Source organism: Streptomyces sp. NPDC127092 (genome assembly GCF_042722475.1).
Classification (GTDB): Bacteria; Actinomycetota; Actinomycetes; order Streptomycetales; family Streptomycetaceae; genus Streptomyces.
The window spans coordinates 1-3,099 of record NZ_JBHXFE010000108.1; the positions used below are offsets into that span (position 1 = coordinate 1).

The following is a 3,099-nucleotide window of genomic DNA, read 5'->3' on the forward strand; positions in this document are numbered from 1 at the left end:
GAAGGTTCGCTCGAAGGCTCCCACGGTGACCGCGTCCGTGAAGGGGACGGTGTTGGCGACCGGGGAGGGTTACACCACTATCAGGGACTCAACTGGCGTCGTCCCCGGTCAGCGCGTAGCCTGGCTGCCGTGATGACCCTGATGTGGGGCGCAGTCGCCGCGTCCTCCCTGCTCGTGGGCGCCGTCCTGGCGACCCTGCGCCGCTGGCACATGGGCACGATCGGACTCGTGCTCGCCTTCGGCGCCGGCGCCCTGATCGCGTCCGTGTCCTTCGAGCTCGCGGAGGCGGGCGTGCAGGCGGCCGGACCTGCCGCCGTCGGCATCGGGCTGACGCTCGGCGCGGCCGCCTACTTCCTCGGAGATCGTGCAGTGGAGCGCTCCGCCGCGAGGTCCGGCGGCTCGTCCTCGGGCGCGGCGCTGACCGTGGGCGCGCTGCTGGATGGCATCCCGGAACAGATCGTGCTGGGCATCGGGCTGGCCGCGGGCGAGGGCGTGTCCCTCGCGCTGCTCGTGGCGATCTTCATGTCCAACCTGCCCGAGTCCATCGCCGCCACGGCCGACTCCCTCGACGGCGGCAAGACGCGGCGCCACCTGCTGATCCAGTGGTCGCTCGTGGCGGTGGTCTGCGCTCTGGCGACGTGGGGCGGCGGGCTGATCGCCGACGTCGCCTCCCCCGCCCTGACCGGCGGCATCCAGGGCTTCGCGGCCGGCGCCCTGCTGGTCATGCTGATCGACACGATGATCCCCGAGGCCCGCGAGAAGGGCGGGGAGAGGGCCGGGCTCCTCACCGTGGTCGGCTTCGCGCTCGGTGCGTTCCTGTCCCTGGTGGGGTGAGGGGGCGAGACGGGGCCGACTGCTTCCCGCGGGCTAGATGTTGTGGGTCATGAGGTTCTTGCCACGAGGCGCCGGCTGAGATGAGACGAGTGGGCCTCTCCCGCAGGATGGAAGTTCCTCAACAACCCACCTGCCCGAAAAGACCCACTCATGACTCACGCTAACGCACCCCTGACCCCCACCGGCCGACTCAGGATGAAGCGTCCCGGGTTTCGTGCCGCTCCTATGTGGGTGCCAGCTCTCGGTTGAGGGCGGCGTAGTAGGCAGTCTCGTACTCGGCCGGGGTGGTCATAGCCAGGGACGAGTGGAGCCTTCGATTGTTGTACCACTCGACCCATCCGGCGGTGGCGTACTCGACGTCGGCGATGGTCTTGTACGGGCCGTTGTGGAAGATCGTGGTGGTGATGCACTCGGTCTTGTACAAGCCGATGACGCATTCCATGAGCGCGTTGTCATACGCATCGGCGACGGTCCCGATGGACGCGGCGATGCCCTCGGCGGCCAGGTGCTCGGCGAAGCGAAGGCTCGTGTACTGCGACCCGGCATCGCTGTGCGCGATCAGCTCGCCGGGCTGCACAGGGTGCCCGTGCCGGTCACGGTCCCACAACGCGGTCCGCAGCGGGGTCAGGACCAGCGGGGTCGTCTTGGCCGTCGCGGCATGCCAGGCGAGGATTCTCTGCGAGTAGCAGTCCAGCACGAACGCGACGTATACGAAGCCCGCCCACGTGCGCACATAGGTGAAGTCCGCGACCCACTTCGTGTTCGGCGCGGCCGCGGTGAAGTCTCGATTGAGCAGGTCACCGGCACGGCAGCCGTCCTTGGCCGGGACGGTGGTGCGCACTGGCCTGCCTCGACGCACACCGTTCATCCCCGCAACCCGCATGAGCCGGTCCACACGAGCGGCGCCGACCTGGTGACCTTCTCGACGCAGCCACGCGGTCATCTTCCGACGCCCGTACAGCCCTTCCGGGGTGCCGACAAGGTCGTGCAGGACGTTGAGCAGGACCGCGTCGGACGTGTCACGAGCCGACGCGCTGCGGCGGCGCCACGCCCGGTAGGTGCGTGCGGCGATCTGACAGCCCTCCTGACGGAGCACCCTGCAGATCGACTCGACCGCATGCCCCTTGGCGCGCATCTGATCGATGAATCCCATGATCATCGGTTGCGGGGGTCGAGCTCCCCCGCGAAGAAAATCGAGGCCTTGCGCAGGATCTCGTTGTCCTCCCGCAATCGCTTGACCTCGCCGCGCAGGCGCTTGAGCTCGGCCAGGTCATCGCTGGTCGGCCCGTCCTTGAGGCCGGCGTCGACGCGGTGCTGACAGACCCAGCGGCGCAAGGTCTCGCGCCCCACGTCGACCTTCGGCGACACCAAAGCCACGGCCTTCGTGACTGACCCGGCTTCCTCGACACGGTCCAGGACCATCCGCACCGCGCGGTCCTTCACCTCGGGATCGAACTTCTTCGGCATGAACAACATCCTCTCGAACTCGAAAGGAAGCGGCATCACACCCGGGACGCTTCAGTACAACTCAAGCCGGTCTTCGTGCCGGTCCTCCGCGAGTCATCTGGTCCCGCCGCCTGAGCGACGAAGGGCCATTCGCCCCTGCCCGGATTCGTCCGGGTGGGGGCATTTTCATGCCCGCGGCCACTTCCGAAGGCGGGTCGGCCCCTTGTCCTGCGCCACAACTGCGGGAGAAGGCGGTTCTGGGGGCCGTTGGAGGGCATGAAAAAGGGGTCCGAGCCGCATCATCTGCGACTCGGGCCCCTCGGTGCTTCATTTCCTGGGTTCGTCGCTCCCATTCCCTGAAACACCCTCGGTGGAGGCAAGGGGACTCGAACCCCTAACCCCCTGCTTGCAAAGCAGGTGCGCTACCAATTGCGCCATGCTCCCGTGAGGACGGGTCAGTCCTCCGGTGCCGGCTCGACGCCGTCGGCGTCCTCCGGCAGGTCGTCCGTGGCCGTGGCCCAGACGTCCTTCCCCGCACTGTTCTCCCGCCAGAAACGCGCCCCATAGGCGGCTGCCGCGGCGCTGACCACGAGGGCCACGCGTGCCAGTCGACCCATGGGAAGACCTCCGGAGACGAACGGAGCCCCAGCGGACCGGGGCTCTGTGTGGTGGGAGTGGGCGTACCAAGACTTGAACTTGGGACCTCTTCGTTATCAGCGAAGCGCTCTAACCGCCTGAGCTATAGGCCCCTGAAGTCTGGAAACTCATCTCGCGCAGTTCCCTGAACCGAGTCGGAAGATTACCCCACCGGACCGGCAA

Annotated in this window: 3 protein-coding genes, 2 tRNA genes and 1 other annotated feature; of the genes, 1 reads left to right on the forward strand and 4 read right to left on the reverse strand. The window is 67.7% G+C overall.

Annotated features, from left to right (window positions below; genetic code table 11):
* Positions 1 to 132: 132 nt before the first annotated feature.
* Positions 133 to 834 (forward strand): ZIP family metal transporter, encoded by a 702-nt coding sequence (locus tag ACFWJO_RS37485; RefSeq protein ID WP_386872600.1) that lies wholly within the window; start codon positions 133 to 135, stop codon positions 832 to 834.
* Positions 835 to 1,057: 223 nt separating this feature from the next.
* Here the strand turns inward: ACFWJO_RS37485 and ACFWJO_RS37490 are convergent.
* From ACFWJO_RS37490 to ACFWJO_RS37505, 4 genes are all read right to left on the reverse strand, one after another.
* Positions 1,058 to 2,301, reverse strand: a protein-coding gene (locus ACFWJO_RS37490; RefSeq protein ID WP_386872598.1) for an IS3 family transposase whose coding sequence is annotated in 2 segments (ribosomal slippage) — positions 1,058 to 2,028 and positions 2,028 to 2,301 — 1,245 coding nt in all. Because the reading frame shifts where the segments join, the coding sequence is not laid out codon by codon here.
* Positions 1,898 to 2,032 (reverse strand) — a sequence feature (AL1L pseudoknot). Its footprint overlaps the gene before it by 135 nt.
* A 350-nt stretch (positions 2,302 to 2,651) precedes the next feature.
* A tRNA-Ala gene (locus tag ACFWJO_RS37495) sits at positions 2,652 to 2,724 on the reverse strand.
* An 11-nt stretch (positions 2,725 to 2,735) separates the two neighbouring features.
* Entirely contained in the window at positions 2,736 to 2,897 is a 162-nt protein-coding gene (locus ACFWJO_RS37500; protein WP_181161587.1) for a hypothetical protein, read from the reverse strand.
* Between the two features lie 58 nt (positions 2,898 to 2,955).
* A tRNA-Ile gene (locus ACFWJO_RS37505) sits at positions 2,956 to 3,029 on the reverse strand.
* Between the last annotated feature and the right edge of the window lie 70 nt (positions 3,030 to 3,099).